Source organism: Roseovarius sp. EL26 (assembly GCF_900327775.1).
Classification (GTDB): domain Bacteria; phylum Pseudomonadota; class Alphaproteobacteria; order Rhodobacterales; family Rhodobacteraceae; genus Roseovarius.
On the sequence record NZ_OUMZ01000006.1, the window covers coordinates 445,320 to 466,674 of the forward strand.

Below are 21,355 nucleotides of genomic sequence, written 5' to 3' on the forward strand. Positions count from 1 at the left end.
TTCTAATCCCCCATTAAATGTTGCGGCTATTGAGCGTCTCTGGGGCGTAAAATATTGTGGTCAGCACGTGACATCCCCCTAGTAAAATCGTATAAAATGACAAAAATACGAGGAATGACGTTAATGTCTGAAGCAGTCCCGACGCCAGAAGAATATGGCGCCGATTCCATTAAAGTTCTCAAAGGCTTGGAAGCGGTTCGCAAACGTCCCGGCATGTACATCGGTGATACCGATGATGGGTCGGGCTTGCATCATATGGTGTATGAAGTCGTGGACAACGGTATTGATGAGGCTTTGGCCGGTCATGCGGATGCTGTGACCGTCACAATCCATGCGGATTCTTCCGTTTCTGTCAGCGATAATGGCCGTGGTATTCCCGTCGATATACACGAGGAAGAGGGCGTTTCAGCCGCTGAGGTTATCATGACCCAGCTGCACGCTGGCGGTAAGTTTGATAGCAACTCTTACAAAGTTTCGGGTGGTCTGCACGGTGTGGGCGTCTCCGTGGTGAATGCGCTGTCTGATTGGCTGGAGCTGCGCATCTGGCGTAATGGCAAGGAGCACTACGCGCGGTTTGAAGGTGGGGATACCGTCGAATCTTTGCGTGTTGTCGGCGATGCTGATGGTCGTAAAGGCACTGAAGTGCGCTTCATGGCCTCAACCGATACGTTTTCCAACCTCGAGTATAGCTTTGAAACTCTGGAAAAACGCCTGCGCGAATTGGCTTTCTTGAATTCCGGTGTTCGGATTATTTTGACGGATGAGCGTCCCGCAGAGCATCTGAAAAATGAATTGCATTACGATGGTGGTGTGAAGGAATTCGTCAAGTATCTAGATCGTCACAAAACAGCAGCGATGCCGGATCCGATTTTTATCACTGGTGAGAAAGATGACATCGGGGTCGAAGTCGCGATGTGGTGGAATGACAGCTATCACGAAACGGTATTGCCTTTCACCAACAACATCCCGCAGCGTGACGGCGGCACCCACATGGCGGGATTTCGCGGCGCGCTGACCCGCACTATCAACAACTATGCCCAAACCAGCGGTATTGCGAAAAAAGAAAAGATTAGCTTCACCGGTGATGATGCCCGAGAGGGCCTGACTTGCGTGCTGTCTGTCAAAGTGCCAGATCCTAAGTTTTCCAGTCAGACCAAAGACAAACTGGTCAGCTCTGAAGTGCGCCCGGCCGTCGAAGGTTTGGTCAATGAAAAGTTGTCTGAATGGTTCGAGGAAAACCCGAACGAGGCTAAGGTCATTGTGGGCAAGATCATCGAGGCCGCGCTGGCACGTGAAGCCGCACGTAAGGCGCGTGAACTGACCCGCCGCAAAACCGCGATGGACGTGAATTATCTGGCTGGTAAGCTCAAAGATTGCTCAGAAAAAGACCCGTCCAAGACCGAAGTCTTCCTCGTGGAGGGTGACTCTGCTGGTGGTTCGGCCCAGACGGGGCGTGATCGTTCAACTCAGGCCGTGCTGCCGTTGCGTGGTAAAATTCTGAACGTCGAGCGTGCCCGATTTGATCGAATGCTCGGCAGTCAGGAAATTGGCAACTTGGTCATGGCGCTGGGCACTGGGATTGGCCGGGATGAGTTCAATATTGAAAAACTGCGCTACCACAAGATTGTCATCATGACCGATGCGGATGTTGATGGTGCGCACATTCGAACGCTGCTGCTGACATTCTTCTATCGTCAGATGCCTGAGCTGATCGAAGGTGGATATCTTTATATCGCTCAACCACCGTTGTTCAAAGTCGCGCGTGGCAAATCTGAGGTGTACCTGAAAGATCAGGCCGCGCTTGAGGATTATCTGATCGCGCAGGGCAGTGATGATGCGGTGTTGCGCCTTGGTTCAGGCGAGGAAATTGTTGGCCAGGATCTGCTGCGCGTCGTCGAGGAGGCTCGTCAAATCAAGCGAATTGTCGAAGCATTCCCAACGCATTACCCGCGTCACATTTTGGAGCAAGCTGCGATTTCCGGTGCATTTTCACCTGGTCAGGTCGATGCTGATTTGCAAGGTGTTGCCGATGCCGTTGCCACTCGTCTTGATCTCATCGCTGCGGAGTACGAGCGAGGCTGGAGTGGGCGGCCGACACAGGATCATGGCATTCGCTTGACCCGTATGGTGCGCGGTGTTGAAGAAGTGCGCACGCTTGACGGAACGGCACTGCGTTCGGCTGAAGCTCGTAAATTGGGCCAGATGACTGATGCTTTGCATGAGGTTTATAACCTGCCATCCACTTTGGTGCGCAAGGATCGTAACCAAAGCATTCATGGGCCGCTGGGTTTACTGGACGCGATCTTGAAAGAAGGCGAAAAAGGTCTCTCCTTGCAGCGCTACAAAGGTTTGGGTGAAATGAACCCCGGCCAGTTGTGGGAAACCACATTGGACCCCGAGGCGCGGACTTTGCTGCAGGTTAAAATCGACGATGTGGCCGAGGCAGATGACCTCTTTACCAAACTGATGGGTGATGTGGTCGAACCGCGCCGCGAATTTATCCAGAAGAATGCTCTCAGCGTTGAAAATCTGGATTTCTAAACCGTCGAGAAATTTGCTTATTCGCCTCAGCCCTTAACGGGGCTGGGGCTTTTATTGAGCAAGCTCATCCCTCATCCCGCGCAATGTGGGGTCATCGGGTAAATATGTTAGGGCTTCTTCAACAATCGCCAGCGCGTCGTTCACGCCGCCACTGATATGCGCCAGCCGCACCAGCATCGGCCAGGCTTCGGCGCGTTGCGGATCTAACCGTACAACTTCGCCGAAGGCTTGTGTCGCTGCGGCGGCGTTGCGCATCGTCAAGGCCATGCCGCCAAGAACAAGATGAGTTTCTGGGAAATCCAGGCGAGTGGACATGGAATTCTGCCATTCAGCCATGCCCTGACTGAGGGCTTTCCGTTCGGTCGATTGCATTAAGGCTGGCGATACATTCAAAAGCTGCTTTGCAGCGGCAGATCGTACCGCGCGGCGTGGGTCTTCTAGCAAAGGCAGAAGGCGTGCCACTCTTGCCTCTGGGGCTGCGCTGCTTTGCAATTGCGCCGCGCTTTCACGGACCAGCGGATCCGGGTCGTTGAGTAGTGAGGCCATGATTGTCGTCACACCTTGGTCTGCAACAGGTTGCAATAGATAGAGTGCCGTCGCACGAACGATACCGGCCTGCTCAGGATCAAGTGCCAGTGCTTGTAAGTCTTGCCCTGTCAATTCTGGGCTTACCTGTGCCTGTGCAAAGACTGTTCCATAGTGTGGTGTGCGATGTCGTGAATCGGGGTACCAATCAGAAATAGTCTGCGCGGCCCAATCCGGGGTTCGGTCTGCGTGGCAATCAGTGCAGGCATCTGGTGCGCCAGTTTGGTCATGCAAATCAGGGCGGGGGATGCGGAAGGAGTGATCACGCCGCCCATCAATGCCCATATAAATGCGTTCGATCATGTGGCAGCTATTGCATTGAGCGCCATCACTGTTTTGCAGGTGTTTGTGGTGTTCGGGCGTGTCGTAATTTTTCAATGTGAGTGTTGGGAAGTCGGTGTTGCCCGCCTCAGAATGGCATTGAGTGCAAAGAGCGTTGCCTTCAATTTTGATTTCGGCCTTATGGGGATCATGACAGTTCATGCACCCCACGCCACGCGCGTACATCTTGGACTGAAGAAAAGAGCCGTAGACGTAGACTTCGTCGAGTATCTGACCATCCGGATGATAGAGACCGGGGCGCAAGAGGGCCAATCTATAGGTGTCATGGAAAGGTGTGCCTGGGATGGGATTGCCATTGGTCAATGCCTCGCGTCGAGAATGGCAGCCGGCGCATTGTTGGATTCCAGTTTCTGGATTGTCGCTGTCAAATGAAAACGCAAAGCCGTAGGCATCCAGATCTTGGGCATCAAGATCTGCTCGCTTTGTAGCGTTATTGGCCCATTTCAAGTGTTCGGATGCTGGTCCATGACAGGCCTCGCATCCGACACCTATCTCAGCTTGGGCCGATTGGTAGCTACGCGTGTCAGCAATGTAGTTGCGTTGGTAATCTGTGGCGTGACATTCGGCGCAACGGGCGTTCCAAGTTTTATATGGGCCGCTCCAATGCAATCCATCATCCGGAGGCAGGTCTTGATCTGGGTAAAGATGATACCAGCGTTTTTCGACGTCATCCCAAGTGACATCGAAACTTTGCTGACGTCCGTCTTCCGTTTCCAGAAGGTACTGTTGTAGGGGGGCAATCCCAGCAACAGAATGGACCGGGTATGTGGTGGTTTTACCGTCTGTTTCAGTTACTGTGATGATGTAATCATCACCCTCTTTTGTGAATGAAACCTGCATGTCATCATGATCAAACCGTGCATCGTTGAAATCGCCTAAAACACTACTTGGGGTGGGTTCCATCCAGGCCTTGGCATGGTGCGATGTGGCCCAGGCTTCTGTCTCCTCAGCATGACAGTCCGTACAGTTTTGAGATCCGACATAAGTTGGGCTCTGCGCGTATAACGGGCTTGCAAGAAAGATCATGAAAACTGCAAGCAACCTGAGCATATCAAACCTTTGTGGTGCTGGACTTGTAAAGCGGGATGTGGCCATTGCTTCCGCAGCAGATGAATGGCGTGGGTAATGGAGTTACACTAATCTATTCCATTGAAAGAACAACGTTTCTCTTCGTTTCGGTCAACTCGTTTTGTAGCGGCTCATGATCATGTCGACACTACTTTCTACGATTTGGGTCATTTCCTCTTCGGTTATGATCGGGGCGCCAAAGATCACGGGCCAAAAGGCCTTGGCTTTGATCAGACCAACAAATTCAACGCCGGCCTCGTCCGGATTGGGAACCTCCATTTGCCCGTCTGCGGTTGCAATCCGAAGCATGTCGGCAAAGACGCGGGTTTTATCCATTTTGCCTTGTGTTTTCTCGGCTAAGGCCGGATTGCGCAAAACCTCGCTGATCACCATACGCGCCATGGCGATGACTTCGGGTGACATCAAAAGGCGGCCTTCAACCCATGCTAAATCGATCAACTGGTCTCGGATAGGGCGACCTTGCTCATAGCGAATATCCATCATGTCGGCAAAACGGTTGGACAAAACGCCGACGATGGATTGAAAGAGATTCTCTTTACTTTCAAAGTATTTATACACCGTACGCTTTGAAACTTCTGCGCGTGCTGAAACCCTATCCATGCTGGCTGCGGCGAATCCCTTTTCCTGGAACTCTTCTACAGCAGCATTGATGATCTGCTGGAATTTCTCTGAATTTGGCGCTGTGCAGTCGGTCATGGCATCATGATATGCGGGAAAAATCTGATGCGGTCAAATCTTGACGTAAACTTGTGAGTTTACAATGGGGTGAAATTCCCATACGTGTAAACGCGCCAGTTTACCACGCACAGATTATACGCTTCAGATGGAGACCAGCCAATGACAATCTCTCTAAACCTAAACGGCAATACGCATGACGTCGATGCCGAGCCTGGGACTCCATTGCTATGGGTGATCCGGGATGAACTGAAAATGACCGGCACCAAGTTTGGCTGCGGCGTGGCCTCGTGCGGCGCATGTACTGTGCATGTCGATGGCGAGCCGGTGCGTTCATGCCAAACCTATATAGAAGATGTAGGCGAGGCTGAGGTTACGACAATTGAGGCCATGTCTGAAACTGATATCGGCGCAGCCGTACAACAGGCTTGGGTCGAGTTGGATGTTGTCCAATGCGGATATTGCCAGTCTGGTCAGATTATGTCGGCGGTTGGCTTGCTCAAGGAAAACCCCAAGCCGTCAGTCGAAGATATCGACAGCTATATGCACGGCAACGCCTGCCGTTGTGCCACTTACCAACGTATCCGTGCGGGTGTTCAACGTGCCGCAGAAATACTGGAGGCTTGATATGACTTTACAAACAACCCGTCGGAACTTCCTTAAAGGTGGCGCTGCAACGGCCGCCGTGTTGATCATTGGTTCGCGGCCTGATGGAGTTGTCGCGGCGGCCTCTGGCAATCCCTTGATGTTCAATCCGTTCGTCAAGATTGACGCTAACGGTACAGTGACTGCGATTGTGAAGCACTTTGAAATGGGGCAAGGGCCAACCACAGGCCTGTCCACATTGATTGCCGAGGAAATCGGTTTGCGGATCGATCAGATTGACTATGAATACGCGCCGTCCAACCCCAAGGTGTACAATAACCTCGCCTTTGGCCCGTTTCAGGGGACTGGTGGATCGACTGCGATGGCAAACTCATTCGTACAATACCGCACCGCTGGTGCCGCGGCGCGTGAGATGCTGATCACTGCTGCGGCGCAATCGCTGGGCGTTAAGGCATCTGAGTTGAACATCGAGGACGGTATGATCATCGGTGCTGGTCAATCTGCACCTCTTGGTGAGTTTGTCGCGGCTGCGACGCAGTTGGAAGCGCCAACCGCGCCACGTCTCAAGGACCCGTCAGAGTTCCGCCTAATTGGCAATTTGGATGTGCGCCGCTTGGATAGTGCCATCAAAGGCAACGGCACCGCGCAGTTCGCGATAGATGTGCATCTACCGAACCAGATGGTCACTATGATTGCCCGCCCAGAGCAGCGCGGAGGTTTGGCTAAGGGTTTTGACGATAGCGCCTCAAAAGAGGTGAAAGGTTACATCATGTCAGCCGTTCTTCCCAACAACGCCGGAGTTGCAGTTTATGCCGAGAACACTTGGGCTGCGATGCAGGCGCGAGACGCGCTAGAGGTCGAATGGGATTTATCTGGTGCTGAAACGCGCGGTTCCGATCAAATTAAAGCCGAGATCTTGTCTGCCTTAGATGCTGATCCGCAGTTTAACGTGAACAACAGCGATCTTTCTGTCACGCAGGATGCATTAGATGGCGCGACTCAGGTAGTTGAGAAAACGTTCTATTTTCCTTTGCTGGCGCATGCTCCGATGGAACCTCTTAATTGCACGATTGAACCCACGGAAGACGGGGGTGTCATTTTGCATGACGGGGCGCAGATGCCGACGGGGCCTCACTTTGCCTTGTCGCAGATCCTAGGTCTTCCAATGGATAAAATCCAGATTAACACTATGCTGGCAGGGGGCTCCTTTGGTCGTCGCGCTACACCAGATGCAGATTACCAATCTGAGGCGGCGTTGGCTTTTGCCATGACCGACCAGTCACGCCCGGTTAAGCTAGTCTGGGCACGCGAGGATGATTTACGCAGTGGTTATTATCGCCCGGCCTTTGGTCATAAGGTGCGTGTCGGTTTAGATGCAGGTGGTGCCATTGTCGGTTGGGACCACCGGATTGCCGGCCAGTCCATCATGAAAGGCACTCCGTTCGAAGCGATGGTGGTGCATGATGGTGTCGATCACAGCTCTGTTGAGGGAACGGCAGACACTGCGTATCAGATCCCTAATGGCTTCTTCGGTCTGACAGATACGCCAAAGGCAACGACGACGTTGTGGTGGCGCTCGGTGGGGCATACCCATACCGCCTATGTTATGGAGGTCATGATGGACATGGCGGCCAAGGCGGCGGGGCAGGATCCAGTGGCATTCCGTATTAATTATTTGAGCGGTGATACCGAGGACCAAAAACGCTTGGTCGGAGTACTGAAGTTGGCTGCGGAACAGGCGGGTTGGGGCAATGCACCTGAGGGGCGCGCACAGGGTGTCGCAGTGCATAAGTCCTTTGGGTCTTACGTGGCTGAGGTGGTTGAAATCTCAGGCACAGCAGAGGGTGGTGTCAAGATCGAGAATGTGACCTGTGCGGTTGATTGCGGTCTCGCGGTGAATCCCGATGTGATCAAAGCTCAGATGGAGGGTGGCATAGGTTACGGTATCGGTCACGTGATGCGTGATCAAATCACCCTAACGGGTGGTGCTGTAGATCAATACAATTTCCCAGATTATGAACCACTACGTATCAGTGACATTGCTGCAATTGATGTGCATATCGTGCCGTCGGCCGCAGCCCCAACCGGGGTTGGCGAACCTGGCGTGCCGCCAGCAGCTCCGGCATTGGCGAATGCGATCGCCGCCGCAAGCGGCGAATTGCCTGTAAGTGTAATGCCAATGGCTGATAACGGCGTAGAATTTGCATGATGCCATTATAGTGCTGTATCGCGCGGGACCAAGTGGAGGGATCAAAGTGTAAAGCTTTGATCCCTTTGCAATTGGCGTTTACCTAATTTGATCCCACGTCAACTATAAAAGTGACGTTACGTATCAACTGCGTCAACTTGCTTGTCTGGTGTAAGGCTGTTCCTATCTGTTGCTGTAACGAGTGAGTTTGTACTTTTGATGGATAGTTCGATGACCGACAATGTAATGACAATCAGGCAAATGTGCGATGCGTTCGATGTGACGCCTCGTACCCTTCGTTTTTACGAATCGAAGGAGCTTCTTTCGCCAATTCGCGAGGGGCAAAAGCGCCTGTTTACAAAACGTGACCGCGCCCGCCTTAAGTTGATTTTGCAAGGCAAGCGTTTTGGTTTCACGCTGGAAGAGATTCGCCAGCTTCTGGATCTCTACAGCAAAGAAGACCAGCAACTGACACAAATTACCCAGACCTATGACATCGCTGTTCAGCGTCTCAGAGATCTGGAGGAACAGCGTGACACGCTGAATGAAGCCATTGCCGATCTGCGCGCGCAACTCAAGTGGGGGGACAATATGTTGTCTTCTTTGCGCGCAGACGCCGCTGAATAACAATAATAAACGCCAGACTTGCACAATTAGGGAGACCAACATGCCCAGCTACACCGCCCCAACCCGCGATATGCAATTCATCCTCCACGATGTTTTGAAAGCCTCTGAAACAGACACGCCGGGTTATGCCGAATTAGACTCTGATTTCACCTCGGCTGTTCTGGAAGAGGCTGGCAAGATTGCCTCCGAGGTTCTAGCACCTCTGAACACGGTGGGTGATACCGAGGGCTGCGTTCTGGAAAACGGTGTTGTCCGGACACCAACAGGGTTCAAGGCGGCGTTTGACCAGGTACGTGAAGGTGGTTGGACGGCGTTGGACTTGCCTGAAGAGTTTGGTGGTCAAAATATGCCCTACTTGCTGGGCACGGCTGTTGGTGAAATGTTCTCGGGTTCTAACCAGGCCTTTACTATGTATCAGGGCCTCACTCACGGAGCGGCTTCTGCCATTCTGGTGCACGGTACTGAAGAACAAAAAGCAACCTACCTGCCGAACATGGCGTCCTGCGAATGGACGGGTACCATGAACCTGACTGAACCACATTGTGGTACCGATCTGGGCTTGATGCGTACCAAAGCCGAGCCTCAGGGTGATGGTAGCTTCAAGATCTCTGGCCAGAAGATTTTCATCTCGGCGGGTGAGCATGACATGGTCGACAACATCATTCACTTGGTGTTGGCAAAAATTCCCGGAGGCCCCGAAGGTATCAAAGGCGTAAGCCTGTTTATCGTGCCCAAGTTTATGGTTAATGAAGACGGCTCACTTGGTGAGCGCAACGGCGTGTCTTGTGGCAACATCGAAGAGAAAATGGGCATTCACGGTAATTCGACCTGTGTGATGAACTATGACGAGGCAACAGGTTACCTGTTAGGGGAAGAACACAAAGGTATGCGTGCAATGTTCACCATGATGAACGAGGCGCGCATTGGTGTTGGTATGCAGGGTCTGGCACAGGCTGAGGCTGCCTATCAGAACGCTGTGGAATACGCCAAGGACCGCCTGCAAGGGCGTGATGTGACTGGTGCTAAAAACCCTGATGGTCCAGCCGATCCGCTGATCGTACATCCTGATATTCGCCGCTCGCTGATGGATCAAAAGTCCTTTGTCGAAGGTGGCCGCGCGTTTCTTTTGTGGGGATCACAGATGATCGACCAGTCGCACCGTGGTGGCGATGAAGCAGCCGAAGGTCTGGTCAGTCTGCTGACACCAGTGATCAAAGGCTTCCTGACCGATGAAGGTTATGACATGACCGTGTTGGCGCAACAGGTCTATGGCGGTCACGGCTATATCGAAGAATGGGGCATGTCGCAGTTCACCCGCGATGCTCGGATCGCAATGATCTACGAAGGTGCCAACGGTGTTCAGGCTCTGGATCTGGTCGGTCGCAAGCTGGCACAAGATGGCGGTAAGCACGTCATGGCGTTCTTTGACATGGTAAAAACCTTCCTGAAAGAAAACGAAGGCAATGAAGCGCTAAAGGCGGATTTCCTTGACCCACTGAAAGACGCCTCCAAGCATCTGCAGGCCGCAGGCATGTACTTTATGCAAAACGGGATGAAGAATCCAAATCATGCGCTGGCCGGATCCTATGACTTCATGCATCTCTTTGGCCATGTTTGCCTTGGCCTTATGTGGGCACGGATGGCCAAAGCGGCGCTTGCCGCGCTGGATGGTGGCACATCGGATACGCAGTTCTATGAAACCAAGCTGGCGACAGGACGCTTTTATATGAAACGCCGTCTGCCCGCGACGGCACTGCATCTGGCCCGTATCGAAAGTGGTGCCGATCCGGTTATGGCGCTGGACGAGGATCAGTTCTAACGTGTCAGTAATTTGAGAGACGCCTGAATAGGATTTCTAATGCCCAAACGCTTTCGCCTGACCCGCCGTTTCAACACTGCCATGACGGAAGACGGATACCGCCGTCTGCGTAAGTTTGCACAAGAAGCCGGATTGGACGAAGGCGAGGCGCTCTCATTTCTCTTTGAGAATTTTGATAGCGTGATCGACGATGAAACCTTTGGGCATCGCCTGCGGATGTTCAATTCGGAACTGGAGGCGCGCAAGAGATGACGCCCCATCAAAAACAGGGAACGAAAGCATGACGATCAAACTCTATTGCATGGGCGAAAGCGGCAACGCCTACAAGGCCGCGCTTGCGCTGGAACTGTCGGGTTTGGACTGGGAACCGGTCTATGTTGATTTCTTCGGCGGCGAGACCCGAACCGATGCCTTTCGTGAGATCAACGTGATGGGCGAAGTTCCGGTTCTGGTGGACGGTGATACGACGCTGACACAATCCGGCGTAATGCAGATGTACATCACTGAGAAAACCGGCAAATTTGGTGGTGCGACACCAGAAGAGCAACGTGAAGTGATGCGCTGGGTGTTTTGGGACAATCACAAGCTCAGCTCTCAGGCCGGAATGACACGGTTTTTGCTGAACTTTCTGCCTGCGGACAAACGGCCGGCAGACGTGATCGGATTTACCCAAGGACGCCTGACAGCCGCTTATACAGCCTTGAATGCCCACCTTGAAGGGCGTGATTGGATCGTTGGTGATGGTATCACTAACGCCGATATGTCCTGCTGTGGCTACCTATTTTACCCAGAGCCGTTTGGCTTTGATCGGGCTGAGTGGTCCAACATCGACCGTTGGCTCAGCAATATTGAGAACACACCGGGGTGGAAACACCCCTACGACCTGATGCCCGGCAGCCCTGCTGACCGCGCCTGATATTGAGGAGGAAACCATGACCGAAGCCTATATCTATGACGCCGTGCGCACGCCGCGTGGCAAGGGCCGTAAAGATGGCGCGTTGCATGAAGTAACGGCCGCACGCCTGTCTGCGCAGGTGATGAACGCGCTGAAAGATCGTAACGGCCTTGAAGGCCATGCTGTTGAAGATGTGATCTGGGGCAACGTGACCCAGGTGATGGAGCAGGGCGGTTGCCTTGCTCGGACGGCTGTTCTGGCGTCGGATCTTGATGAATCCATTCCCGGTCTGGCGATCAATAGGTTCTGTGCCTCGGGTATGGAGGCGGTGAACTTGGCGGCCAACCAAGTTAAAGGTGGCGCAGGTGAGGCTTACATCGCTGGCGGTGTTGAGATGATGGGTCGCGTGGCCATGGGCAGCGATGGTGCCGCCATTGCCGTGGATCCAAGCATTGCAATGGACACCTACTTTGTCCCGCAGGGTGTCAGTGCCGACATTATCGCGACCGAGTATGGATTCACTCGCGATCAAGCCGATGCATTGGCTGTTGAAAGCCAAAACCGTGCCGCTGCGGCATGGAAAGCTAACCGGTTTGAGAAATCTGTCATCACGGTCAAAGATCAAAACGGTCTGACCATTCTGGATCATGATGAATACATGCGTCCGGGCACAGATATGCAGGCTCTGGGTGCGTTGAATGCCAGCTTCCAGCAGATGGGTGAAGTGATGCCGGGCTTTGATGCTGTGGCAAAACTCAAGTACCCGCATCTGGAAAAGATCAATCACATCCACCATGCGGGCAACAGTTCGGGCATTGTGGACGGCTCCGCCGGTGTGCTGATCGGCAACGCAGAGTTTGGTAAGAAATATGGCCTGAAACCGCGCGCGCGTATCCGTCAGACTTGTAAGATCGGCACGGATCCGACCATCATGTTGACCGGCCCGGTTCCAGCAACGCAAAAGATCTTGGCCGACAGCGGCATGAATATCTCGGATATTGACTTGTTTGAGGTCAACGAAGCCTTTGCCTCGGTCGTGCTGCGTTTCCAACAGGCCTTTGATGTCGATCCCGATCTGGTCAATGTCAATGGCGGCTCCATCGCCATGGGTCACCCACTGGGGGCAACTGGCGCGATTATTATCGGCACGTTGCTGGATGAGCTTGAGCGTTCAGACAAAGAGGTCGGTCTGGCCACGCTTTGCATTGCATCCGGCATGGGTGCGGCAACCATCATTGAACGTGTGTAACAGGTGAGAGGAGAAATAAGATGACTGATTTCACCATGAAGACAGACGCTGATGGCGTCGCAATCATCACTTGGGACACCGTTGGCAAGTCCATGAATGTGATGAACGAGCAGGGCTTTTTCGATCTGGAAAAACTGGTTGATGAAGCACTGACCGATGATGCGGTTAAAGGCATCATCATCACCTCGGGCAAAGAAGGCACATTTGCAGGTGGGATGGATCTGAACATCATCGCCCGTATGAAGGAAATGGCTGGCGATGAACCTGCCAAGGGCCTGTTTGATGGCCTGATGCAGATGCATGGCATCCTGCGCAAGATCGAACGCGCGGGCATGGATTCGAAAACCAACAAGGGTGGCAAGCCGATTGCGGCGGCGCTGCCCGGGACTGCGCTGGGTATCGGTCTGGAAATTCCGCTGGCCTGCCACCGGATTTTTGCCGCCGACAATCCAAAGGCCAAAATCGGCCTGCCTGAGATTATGGTCGGTATATTCCCCGGCATGGGCGGTACCACGCGTTTGGTGCGTAAAATGGGAGCGATGGCGGCGTCGCCTCTGTTGCTTGAGGGCAAGTTGAACGACCCGAAAAAGGCCAAGATGGCCGGTGTCGTGGATGAGGTTGTGGCACCTGAAGAACTGATCGCCAAAGCTAAAGCATGGATTTTGAGCGAACCCAAGTTCGTGAAGCCATGGGATGAGAAGGGTTATAAAATGCCCGGCGGTGCGCCGTACCATCCGGCGGGTTTCATGACCTATGTTGGGGCTTCGGCCATGGTGCATGGCAAAACTCAAGGTGCGTTCCCGGCAGCCAAGGCATTGTTGTCGGCCGCTTACGAGGGTGCACTTGTACCGTTCGATACGGCGATTAAGATCGAAGCGCGCTGGTTCACCAATGTGCTTATGAACCCAAGTTCTAGCGCGATGATCCGTTCACTGTTCATCAACAAGGAAGCTTTGGAAAAAGGTGCAAACCGTCCAGATGTTGCCGATGAACGCGTCAAGAAAGTTGGCGTCATGGGCGCGGGCATGATGGGTGCAGGCATTACGCTTGTGTCGGCTATGGCCGGGATGGAAGTGGTCCTGATTGATCAGAAGCAGGAGGCGGCCGAAAAGGGAAAATCCTACACCGCTGACTACATGGACAAGGGCATCAAACGTGGCAAGGCAACTGAGGCGAAAAAGGTGGCCACGTTGGATCTGATTACCGCGACCACGGATTATGCTGCTCTGGAAGGTTGTGACCTGATCATTGAAGCGGTGTTCGAGGATCCGGGTGTTAAGGCTGCGGTTACCAAAGAGGTGTTGAAAGTGGTGGGCGATGATTGCATCTTTGCCACCAACACCTCGACTCTACCGATCACAGAGCTGGCCAAGGCCAGCGATAAACCGGACCAGTTCATCGGCATTCACTTCTTCTCGCCGGTTGAAAAAATGATGCTGGTAGAGATCATCAAGGGCAAGGAGACCGGTCCACGGGCCGTTGCGAAGGCGTTGGATTATGTCCGACAGATCCGCAAGACACCGGTTGTGGTGAACGACGCGCGGTTCTTCTACTGCAACCGTTGCATCATCCCATACATCAACGAAGGCATCCGTATGGTTGCCGAGGGCGTTGCGCCTGCGCTGATCGACAATGCCGCACGTCAGCTGGGGTTCCCGGTGGGGCCGTTGCAGTTGGTGGATGAGACATCGATTGATCTGGGTGCCAAGATTGCCCGCGCCACCCGCGCGGCCATGGGTGATGATTACCCTGATGGCGCGGTGGACGAGGTGATCTTCTGGATGGAGGAACAGGGCCGCCTGGGCCGTAAATCCAACGCTGGTTTCTTTGACTATGACGAAAAAGGGAAACGTCAGGGGTATTGGGAAGGCCTTGCTGCGCAATACCCACAGGCGGATGATCAGCCCGACTTGATCACTGTGCAGCATCGCCTGATGTTCGCGCAGGTGCTTGAGGCGGTGCGTGCACTGGAAGAGGGCGTGTTGGAAGATATCCGTGAAGGTGATGTTGGTGCCATTCTGGCCTGGGGCTTTGCGCCGTGGTCTGGTGGTCCGTTCTCGTGGCTTGATATCATCGGTACGCCTTACGCAGCTGAACGCTGTGACCAGTTGGCCGAGGAGTTTGGCCCACGTTTCGCTACACCAGCCCTGTTGCGGGAAATGGCGGATAAAAACCAAAGCTTCTACAAGCGGTTCGATACTGAAGCCAACGCGGCTTGAATAAAATAGTTGTGCCGCCGGAAAATTCCGGCGGCACTTTCTTTGGGGTCAACATTCCGAAGATTTCACATGGCTGCCCCATACCTGTTCTTCCCCACTCACGAAAAAAGACATGTATGTAGTTGCTGGCGATGCCCTGTGCTGGCGCTAATGAGATGCGGCCCCCAAAATGAATGGTTAGAGTACTGTCCGTTTCCGACGCATCAGGCCCAATCCAGCAACACCTGCAAACAACATCCAACCGGCGGCGGGCAGAGGGATCGTTGAAATCGGCGCAAGCTCTAGTTTGGTGAGCTGCCCTGATATGAAGTGCTGACCTACCAAATGGGTGGATGCGCCGAAATCAAGTGTGCGGGTTTGAAAGGAGAAGCGGTTAGTCTTAAAATCAGAGATATCGAGCGTGTCCGGTAGAGACGCTGTTTTGAACACATCCCCAAAGGAAGAGCTCAGGTCAATTTGAAAATAAGTCTGAACTTGTCTGCCGGATCTAGGAAAATCGTTCCCGCCGCCAAAAACCAATCCATCACGCGAGAGGCCGCCAAATGTATTGTAGACGACATAAGCGACAACGTCGTCACCTGCTTCGGTATCGAAGGTAACATCAACAGTTGGGAAGGACGCGCTGATTGAACTTGGACCACCTTCAAAACGGGCGTTCCTTGTGTTATCCGATGTTGGAATTTGGTCCAATTCGTAAGTGAATGAGCCGGTAAACACATTGTTGGTCGCAAACGTAGGTTCATGGTCCAACAGTCCTGTCGTGTCTCCTGAACTTGAGAAATAATTCGCTGTTGCCTCAAAATTGAACGTCACAGGCACCGCACTGGCGGTACTTGCCGCGAAAATAGCCAAAATGGCCAAACTCGTTTTAATCATACTAAAATCTTCCCTAAATGAACCTTGTTGCATTCTTGGCCAACATCATTTCTGTTTAGGGGGCTAAGAACAACCTAGCAAAAGTGATAGGTGGCCGTGGATAACGCATTGATCGACCTTCTGAATAAACTGGATCACAGATCCGGGGAAGGCGCGGCCTATGCGATAACCACAGATTTTTTTCAGGGCCTAGGATTTAGGTATGTAAACATCGGTCTTGCGTCGACAACTGATATTGGCGTTCTGGGCATGTATTCCAACATGAGCATGGATTGGTTGTCGCATTATGTTGATGTCGGTTACAGCGGTTGCGATGTTATGTTTGACTATGCAATGGCGTCCAGCGAACTTCGGCTATGTGATCCTAAAAGTAACCTGACATTACCGTCGAGGGACAAAGCGCGAAGTGACCGGATGCTGGTCGAAGTGCAGGATGAGGGATTGGTGTCCTCTTTGATTTTGCCACGCCATAGCGCTGTGTCGGATCACAAGATTGGTTTCAATTTGTGTGCGGATATCGAAGGTTATGAACTGGAGCGCATGACCCAAGACCAGTGCAATTCGATATTATTGGGGGCAGCGCTGACCCAAAATGCCATTATCGAGGATGTAGAAGGCGACAAATACGGCGCTCATTGGTTTCCGTTCAATACTGATCAGGTGAAATTAAGCCTGCGCGAAGCTGAGGTAATAAAGTGGTTGTCTGAAGGATTGAGAAATGATCGCATTGCAGATCGTCTTAAGATTTCCAACGCGACCGTGAATTTTCATATTACGTCTGCAAAAAAGAAGCTTGGTGCGAAAACTCGCGAACAGGCAGTGGCTATCGCCCTGATCAATAAACTTATTTGAAATGTTGGATGGCTTGCCAAGGTTGATTTTGAGTATATCAAAATTGGTAGCCAAATTGCGCGATGTCTCGTGAGCAGATCCGTGCGACGAGATCAGTATCTTCATTTGAATAATAGAAGCGGTAGTCCCGTCGCCGTTCAGATGTATTTGCCACCGGAATATCCAACTTAAACCCAAGGTGTGTCCAGACAGATGCCAGATCCTGCTCCAGATGTTCAAGTCGGACGTAGGCGTTGCAGTACTCAATCCCATCGCTTGCTGTCATGTATTGGCGATAAGGCTGAGCGCGCAGGCTGTGCCTTATTGGGGAGGCATTTAGGAATGCACTGAAATCCAGCTGCTGTGCCAATTTTACAGCCTGATGGTCAAAGGTCTGACCTTGTAGCCAATGATAATAGCTGACCAATCGATCCCAAGGGTTTCTGACCAAGGTAAAGTTATAGAGCTCTTTTAATTCATGCGCTTGCACAATTCCGTCGATATCGGAAAGTGTTGAATGTTTCCACAGTCGCCCTGTGGTCTGCAAATGTTTGAGACGGGCTTTGCGCCGCTGTGCTTTGGGCGTGTCACCGATCAAGACATCATCTTTCATCGCGCGACCTTCCAGTGCCATAGCCATTGCAGTGCCACCGGTTTTGGGAATGTGCACAAATATATAGCGCCGCCCGCGAGATATAATCATATGCAACAAGCTAGGGTGCGCGCGGCGACTACGCAAGAAATCTGAGGGTGAAAGCAAAAAAGTCAATTGTCAGACATTTAAGATTTGATTGCGAAAAGAAACTCAATATTGTCATCCAAGTCTTTGACGTTAGGGAATCAGGGGAAACCAATGGGCTGGATGAGAGACGAAACCGGGCTTGAAAAAAATGCAGCAAACTTTGTTGCGCTGACGCCGCTGTCGCATCTGCGCCGCGCCGCTCATTTGTTTCCTGACACAGAAGCGGTGATTTACCGCGGATTTCGAACCACTTATGCCCAGTATCATGAACGTTGCACACTTTTGGCTTCGGCTTTGAATGGGTTGGGCGTACAATCCGGAGATGTGGTGGCGACCCTATTGCCCAATATTCCCGCCCACGCTGAAGCGCATTTTGGCGTGCCAGCTTGTGGGGCGGTTCTAAATGCGATCAACACCCGCCTCGAACCTAATACCATTGCCTATATTCTGGAGCACGGTGAGGCCAAGGTGATACTGGTTGACACTCAATTGTTGCCCTCGGTGGTTGCGGCGTTTGAGTTGATGGAAGGCCAGCCTCCGACAGTGATCGAGGTTGCAGATCCACAGGCCGGATTCGCCGCCAGCGGGACGCATACCGAATACGAAGATTTGTTGGTGCAGGGTGATCCGGCGTTTGAATGGGTCATGCCACAGGATGAGTGGGAGAGCCTCGCGCTAAACTACACTTCGGGCACCACTGGGCGGCCCAAGGGCGTGGTGTATCATCACCGCGGCGCTTATCTGATGACTATGGGCACGGCGATCAGCTGGCCAATGCCGCGGGGTACACGGTACCTGACCATCGTACCGCTGTTTCATTGCAACAACTGGAACCACGTCTGGACCTTGCCCATGATTGGCGGCACCGCGATCTGTTGTCGCGATATCACCGCCAAAAATATCTATGACGCCATTGCTGATGAAGGAGTTTCGCACTTTGGCGCCGCACCGATCGTTTTGAACACTATTGTGAATGCCAAATCGGAAGAGCGCCGCGATTTTGATCACATCGTTCAGGTGTTCACTGCCGGTGCCCCGCCACCCGCCGCTACTCTGCGCGCGATTGAACCGATGGGTTTTCATGTCACACAGGTCTATGGCTTGACCGAGACCTACGGCCACGTGACCGAATGCCTGTGGCATGATCACTGGAATGCAGAGCCCGAGGAAGAGCGTTATGCTATCAAGGCACGTACAGGGGTGTTGATGCCGATGATGGAGGGTATCACCTCGATGGACTCCGAAAGTATGACGCAGATCCCGATGGATAGCACGGCACAGGGTGAGATCATGATCCGGGGCAATTGCGTGATGAAGGGGTATCTGAAAAATCCTGATGCGACTGCTGAATCTTTTGAAGGCGGGTACTTTCACTCCGGCGACATCGCATTACAGCACCCAGATGGTTATCTGAAGATTGCGGACCGGGCCAAGGATATCATCATTTCTGGAGGTGAGAACATCAGCTCGATTGAGATCGAAGGCGTATTGATGAAGCATCCTGATGTCTTGCTTTGCGCTGTGGTCGCCATGCCGCATGAGAAATGGGGCGAGGTGCCGTGCGCCTTTATCGAGTTGAAAGAAGGCACCAACCCAAGCGAGGCCGATGTGATCGCCTTTACCCGTGAACATCTCGCAGGGTTCAAAACACCGAAAAAAGTTGTGGTGCAGGAGCTGCCTAAAACCTCGACTGGTAAGATCCAAAAGTTCGAGTTGCGCAAATCCGTGCAGGATCTGTAACTATCGAACAGAGCCATTCATGCGGTCGGCGTGATCTGTCTGGCTGTATTTTCCCCGGATGATCTGGGTTCCTGTTGTGCCGGTGCCGTGTTAGGCTTGCCAAAATGGCAGAGCAGGCCAGCAGGACATGACCGCACTTGAAGAGTATGACCGGATCGAGGCCGCAGGCCTTTGGCGTGCGTCGCCAGACGCACAGCGCACGGATGCGATTGCCTCTATTGGTGATGCGACCCTCGTAATTACCGATCTGCGGGAGCGCCCTCTGGCGCATTGGTCATTGCCAGCGGTGCGGCGGGCCAACCCCGGTGAGCTGCCTGCGATCTATCATCCAGATGGTGACACAGGTGAAACGCTTGAGCTGGCCGAGAGCGAACATTACGTCATTGAGAAAATAGAAAAGATCAGATCTGCGATTGAACGCAAGCGTCCGCACCCTGGTCGTTTGCGTTTGCTGGTGCTGCTGGCGGTGGTCTTGTCCGTTCTTCTGGGGGCGGTGTTTTGGCTGCCTGGCGCATTGCGTCGTCATGCCGTATCGGTTTTGCCTCAGGTCAATCGTGCAGAAATTGGCGCGGCCTTGCGTGAGCGAATTCAAACTGTTTCTGGCCCCGCCTGTCAAGAAGACCGAGCCACACCGGCACTGACCCTTTTGGCGCAACGCGTTGCTTTGGAGGCGGATCATATGCCTACGCTTTTGGTGATGCGTGATGGTGTGCGCGAAACGGTTGGCCTCCCCGGAAATACCATTTTGATTGGCCGCAATCTGTTGGAAGATTATGAAGAGCCGGGCGTTGTGGCGGGATACCTGATTGCTGAACAGATTCGGGCGGATCTGAATGATCCTTTGTCCGACTTGCTCAAACATGCGGGGGTTTTGGCAAATATTCGACTGCTGACAACCGGTAGTGTGGGTGAAGATGCGCTGCAAGCTTATGCTGAGAATTTGCTGACAAAGCCTAAGGTGCCGCTTGAGGATCAAATCCTTTTGCCCGCTTTTGAAGCCCGACAGGTGGCATCCAGCCCCTATGCTTATGCGCTGGATGTCTCAGGTGAAAGCACTCTTGGCTTGATCGAGGCTGACCCTTTAACAGGTGCGCAATCCGGATCTGTTTTGAGTGACGCGGATTGGCTGAGTTTGCAGGGTATCTGCGGCAACTGAGAATTACCTGTCGCGACGGGTAATTTGATTTCGTGTCTGCTCTGAAGGGGCGGCGCGCGGAACGGTACGGCTGAGAATCCGGTTAGATTGCTCGACACCTGACAGCGTTTGATGCGCGCGTTTGGGGTTAAGTCGTTCCTCCCCCCAAACCGGTTTGTAGCCGGATGGGATAGCGGTGATCTCAGCAGCACTTTTTTGGCTTTGGTAGACGTGTTTAGGCACGACACGGGTTTGCGATGTCACCACAATCTCTGGTCCTGCGATCTGCTTTGCCTGAACGCCAGATTTTCCAGAGTGCAGGCGCAGCTCGGATGGTTCCGTTGATTGAGCGTGTGCTATAGATGTGATGGCGGTGATCACCAGCAATGCCGTCGTCAGCATTCGGAATATTATCATCTCGAAACTCATCTTGTTGTTGATACAGGTACGGCGCAGAAGGCTTGGGAAAATGCTGTCCGTTATGTAGGTAGTACCTGATTTATGCATCTGACTTTCCAGGGGGTGCAATGATGATCGGGGTTACTTGGTGCCAAACATCCGGTCGCCCGCATCCCCAAGGCCGGGCAAGATGTAACCCACATCGTTCAATCGTTCATCCAGAGAGGCCGTGATTATGGGCACGTCAGGATGTGCGTTCTTCATGGTCTCAACACCTTCCGGTGTTGCCAGAAGACATAAGAAACGAATGTTCTTTGCACCGGCCTTTTTTATCAGATCAATTGCCGCGGCGGATGAATTCCCTGTCGCCAGCATCGGGTCAACTGCAATGACGATCCTTTCTTGCAAGTGATCGGGCAGTTTCTGATAATACTGCACAGGTTTTAGTGTCGCTTCGTCGCGGTATAGTCCAATAAACCCGACCCGGGCTGAGGGGATGACGTCACGCATTCCATCCAGCATGCCGTTACCCGCGCGCAAGATAGAGACCAATGCAAGTTTACGGCCCGCAAGTGAAGGCGCTTCCATCTGTTGAAGTGGTGTTTCAATCGTTCGCGTGGTCAGGGGAAGGTCGCGGGTTGCTTCATATGTCAGAAGCTGGCTGATTTCCCGCAGAAGCTGGCAGAAGGCCGCAGTCGAGGTCGTTGTTTCGCGCATCAAGGTGAGTTTGTGTTGAATCATCGGGTGCTTAACAATGGTCAGATGATCGGTCATTTCGTTGGCTCCTGATTGCGTCC

General features: G+C 52.9%; 18 protein-coding genes. 12 read left to right on the plus strand and 6 right to left on the minus strand.

Annotation, left to right across the window (positions count from 1 at the left end; genetic code table 11):
- Positions 1 to 123: 123 nt before the first annotated feature.
- A complete protein-coding gene (gene gyrB / locus D9A02_RS07015) occupies positions 124 to 2,541 on the plus strand; it encodes a DNA topoisomerase (ATP-hydrolyzing) subunit B (protein ID WP_120500262.1) in 2,418 nt (805 codons plus the stop codon).
- Positions 2,542 to 2,592: 51 nt separating this feature from the next.
- Here gyrB and D9A02_RS07020 read toward each other — a convergent pair whose 3' ends face one another.
- Positions 2,593 to 4,494, minus strand: coding sequence for a multiheme c-type cytochrome (locus tag D9A02_RS07020; protein ID WP_254054573.1), 1,902 nt, complete (start codon positions 4,492 to 4,494; stop codon positions 2,593 to 2,595).
- A gap of 153 nt (positions 4,495 to 4,647) precedes the next feature.
- Complete coding sequence (locus D9A02_RS07025; protein WP_120500263.1) at positions 4,648 to 5,253, minus strand: TetR/AcrR family transcriptional regulator; 606 nt, start codon at positions 5,251 to 5,253, stop codon at positions 4,648 to 4,650.
- A gap of 141 nt (positions 5,254 to 5,394) precedes the next feature.
- On the opposite strand from D9A02_RS07025, the gene D9A02_RS07030 reads away from it, so the two are divergent.
- The 8 genes from D9A02_RS07030 to D9A02_RS07065 all read left to right on the plus strand — a co-directional run bounded on the left by D9A02_RS07030 (position 5,395) and on the right by D9A02_RS07065 (position 14,835).
- Complete coding sequence (locus D9A02_RS07030) at positions 5,395 to 5,859, plus strand: (2Fe-2S)-binding protein (RefSeq protein WP_120500264.1); 465 nt, start codon at positions 5,395 to 5,397, stop codon at positions 5,857 to 5,859.
- Position 5,860: 1 nt separating this feature from the next.
- Positions 5,861 to 8,047: a xanthine dehydrogenase family protein molybdopterin-binding subunit gene (locus D9A02_RS07035; RefSeq protein WP_120500265.1), complete on the plus strand. Its 2,187-nt coding sequence runs from the start codon at positions 5,861 to 5,863 to the stop codon at positions 8,045 to 8,047.
- Between the two features lie 210 nt (positions 8,048 to 8,257).
- Positions 8,258 to 8,653 carry a MerR family DNA-binding transcriptional regulator gene (locus D9A02_RS07040; RefSeq protein WP_120500266.1) on the plus strand — a complete coding sequence of 132 codons (396 nt, stop codon included), beginning with the start codon at positions 8,258 to 8,260 and terminating at the stop codon, positions 8,651 to 8,653.
- Between the two features lie 40 nt (positions 8,654 to 8,693).
- Positions 8,694 to 10,472: an acyl-CoA dehydrogenase C-terminal domain-containing protein gene (locus D9A02_RS07045; RefSeq protein WP_120500267.1), complete on the plus strand. Its 1,779-nt coding sequence runs from the start codon at positions 8,694 to 8,696 to the stop codon at positions 10,470 to 10,472.
- Positions 10,473 to 10,511: 39 nt separating this feature from the next.
- Positions 10,512 to 10,724 carry a hypothetical protein gene (locus D9A02_RS07050; protein ID WP_120500268.1) on the plus strand — a complete coding sequence of 71 codons (213 nt, stop codon included), beginning with the start codon at positions 10,512 to 10,514 and terminating at the stop codon, positions 10,722 to 10,724.
- Between the two features lie 28 nt (positions 10,725 to 10,752).
- A complete protein-coding gene (locus tag D9A02_RS07055) occupies positions 10,753 to 11,388 on the plus strand; it encodes a glutathione S-transferase family protein (RefSeq protein WP_120500269.1) in 636 nt (211 codons plus the stop codon).
- A 16-nt stretch (positions 11,389 to 11,404) separates the two neighbouring features.
- Positions 11,405 to 12,616 carry an acetyl-CoA C-acetyltransferase gene (locus D9A02_RS07060; RefSeq protein WP_120500270.1) on the plus strand — a complete coding sequence of 404 codons (1,212 nt, stop codon included), beginning with the start codon at positions 11,405 to 11,407 and terminating at the stop codon, positions 12,614 to 12,616.
- Between the two features lie 20 nt (positions 12,617 to 12,636).
- Positions 12,637 to 14,835: a 3-hydroxyacyl-CoA dehydrogenase NAD-binding domain-containing protein gene (locus tag D9A02_RS07065; RefSeq protein ID WP_120500271.1), complete on the plus strand. Its 2,199-nt coding sequence runs from the start codon at positions 12,637 to 12,639 to the stop codon at positions 14,833 to 14,835.
- A 177-nt stretch (positions 14,836 to 15,012) separates the two neighbouring features.
- Here the strand turns inward: D9A02_RS07065 and D9A02_RS07070 are convergent, their stop codons facing one another.
- A complete protein-coding gene (locus tag D9A02_RS07070; protein ID WP_120500272.1) occupies positions 15,013 to 15,744 on the minus strand; it encodes a VPLPA-CTERM sorting domain-containing protein in 732 nt (243 codons plus the stop codon).
- A 63-nt stretch (positions 15,745 to 15,807) separates the two neighbouring features.
- Here D9A02_RS07070 and D9A02_RS07075 point away from each other — a divergent pair, with 63 nt between their 5' ends.
- Positions 15,808 to 16,563, plus strand: a complete 756-nt coding sequence (locus tag D9A02_RS07075) for a LuxR family transcriptional regulator (RefSeq protein ID WP_162932985.1) — start codon at positions 15,808 to 15,810, stop codon at positions 16,561 to 16,563.
- Positions 16,564 to 16,600: 37 nt separating this feature from the next.
- Here the strand turns inward: D9A02_RS07075 and D9A02_RS07080 are convergent, their stop codons facing one another.
- Positions 16,601 to 17,245: a sulfotransferase family 2 domain-containing protein gene (locus D9A02_RS07080; protein ID WP_120500274.1), complete on the minus strand. Its 645-nt coding sequence runs from the start codon at positions 17,243 to 17,245 to the stop codon at positions 16,601 to 16,603.
- A gap of 150 nt (positions 17,246 to 17,395) precedes the next feature.
- Here D9A02_RS07080 and D9A02_RS07085 point away from each other — a divergent pair, with 150 nt between their 5' ends.
- Together D9A02_RS07085 and D9A02_RS07090 are read left to right on the plus strand one after the other, a co-directional pair.
- Positions 17,396 to 19,024, plus strand: coding sequence for an AMP-binding protein (locus D9A02_RS07085; protein WP_120500275.1), 1,629 nt, complete (start codon positions 17,396 to 17,398; stop codon positions 19,022 to 19,024).
- A gap of 127 nt (positions 19,025 to 19,151) precedes the next feature.
- The gene (locus tag D9A02_RS07090) at positions 19,152 to 20,180 is read left to right on the plus strand and encodes a hypothetical protein (protein WP_120500276.1); all 1,029 of its coding nucleotides are present in this window, start codon (positions 19,152 to 19,154) and stop codon (positions 20,178 to 20,180) included.
- 3 nt (positions 20,181 to 20,183) lie between these two features.
- Here the strand turns inward: D9A02_RS07090 and D9A02_RS07095 are convergent, their stop codons facing one another.
- Both D9A02_RS07095 and upp read right to left on the minus strand, forming a co-directional pair.
- Entirely contained in the window at positions 20,184 to 20,666 is a 483-nt protein-coding gene (locus tag D9A02_RS07095) for a hypothetical protein (protein ID WP_120500277.1), read from the minus strand.
- Positions 20,667 to 20,699: 33 nt separating this feature from the next.
- Positions 20,700 to 21,332 (minus strand): uracil phosphoribosyltransferase, encoded by a 633-nt coding sequence (gene upp, locus D9A02_RS07100; RefSeq protein WP_120500278.1) that lies wholly within the window; start codon positions 21,330 to 21,332, stop codon positions 20,700 to 20,702.
- Positions 21,333 to 21,355: the final 23 nt, after the last annotated feature.

Coding starts and splice junctions, on each gene's coding strand:
- D9A02_RS07065 (WP_120500271.1), top strand. CDS start 12,637: ATGACTGATTTCACCATGAAGACAGACGCTGATGGCGTCGCAATCATC.
- D9A02_RS07055 (WP_120500269.1), top strand. CDS start 10,753: ATGACGATCAAACTCTATTGCATGGGCGAAAGCGGCAACGCCTACAAG.
- D9A02_RS07095 (WP_120500277.1), bottom strand. CDS start 20,666: ATGCATAAATCAGGTACTACCTACATAACGGACAGCATTTTCCCAAGC.
- gyrB (WP_120500262.1), top strand. CDS start 124: ATGTCTGAAGCAGTCCCGACGCCAGAAGAATATGGCGCCGATTCCATT.
- upp (WP_120500278.1), bottom strand. CDS start 21,332: ATGACCGATCATCTGACCATTGTTAAGCACCCGATGATTCAACACAAA.
- D9A02_RS07085 (WP_120500275.1), top strand. CDS start 17,396: ATGGGCTGGATGAGAGACGAAACCGGGCTTGAAAAAAATGCAGCAAAC.
- D9A02_RS07030 (WP_120500264.1), top strand. CDS start 5,395: ATGACAATCTCTCTAAACCTAAACGGCAATACGCATGACGTCGATGCC.
- D9A02_RS07080 (WP_120500274.1), bottom strand. CDS start 17,245: ATGATTATATCTCGCGGGCGGCGCTATATATTTGTGCACATTCCCAAA.
- D9A02_RS07090 (WP_120500276.1), top strand. CDS start 19,152: ATGACCGCACTTGAAGAGTATGACCGGATCGAGGCCGCAGGCCTTTGG.
- D9A02_RS07020 (WP_254054573.1), bottom strand. CDS start 4,494: ATGATCTTTCTTGCAAGCCCGTTATACGCGCAGAGCCCAACTTATGTC.
- D9A02_RS07070 (WP_120500272.1), bottom strand. CDS start 15,744: ATGCAACAAGGTTCATTTAGGGAAGATTTTAGTATGATTAAAACGAGT.
- D9A02_RS07045 (WP_120500267.1), top strand. CDS start 8,694: ATGCCCAGCTACACCGCCCCAACCCGCGATATGCAATTCATCCTCCAC.
- D9A02_RS07035 (WP_120500265.1), top strand. CDS start 5,861: ATGACTTTACAAACAACCCGTCGGAACTTCCTTAAAGGTGGCGCTGCA.
- D9A02_RS07040 (WP_120500266.1), top strand. CDS start 8,258: ATGACCGACAATGTAATGACAATCAGGCAAATGTGCGATGCGTTCGAT.
- D9A02_RS07060 (WP_120500270.1), top strand. CDS start 11,405: ATGACCGAAGCCTATATCTATGACGCCGTGCGCACGCCGCGTGGCAAG.
- D9A02_RS07050 (WP_120500268.1), top strand. CDS start 10,512: ATGCCCAAACGCTTTCGCCTGACCCGCCGTTTCAACACTGCCATGACG.
- D9A02_RS07025 (WP_120500263.1), bottom strand. CDS start 5,253: ATGACCGACTGCACAGCGCCAAATTCAGAGAAATTCCAGCAGATCATC.